Origin of the sequence: Mesorhizobium sp. GbtcB19 (genome assembly GCF_019091085.1) — a bacterium.
Classification (GTDB): Bacteria; Pseudomonadota; Alphaproteobacteria; order Rhizobiales; family Rhizobiaceae; genus Mesorhizobium.
On record NZ_JAGXJY010000393.1, the window covers coordinates 1 to 246 of the forward strand.

The 246-nt window shown below is 38.2% G+C and carries 1 protein-coding gene; it reads right to left on the bottom strand.

Going from position 1 to position 246, the window contains the following annotated elements:
• Positions 1-229 (bottom strand): nucleotidyltransferase family protein (locus KVT37_RS34120; protein WP_254634405.1); only part of this gene is annotated, 229 nt, incomplete at its 3' end.
• Positions 230-246 lie beyond the last annotated feature (17 nt).

The window sequence follows — 246 nt, forward strand, 5'->3', positions numbered from 1 at the left end:
AGCGTCTTTGATCTGTCAATACTTTCATTTCTTCAGAGAGTGTTGCATTTAAAAGCTCAGTAGCTAGAATTAGTGCCTGGCCTCCTACATGCCCACATTGATATGTTGTGAATAACTTGTAAACTTCTTTCCAATCAAGTCCTTGCTTGACCATTTGATTTATATCTAATAACCAACGCAATCGAGACCAGCCATGACGTGCCCCATGAGAAATCAGAAATAAAAACAAGTCTTCTCTTCCTAATT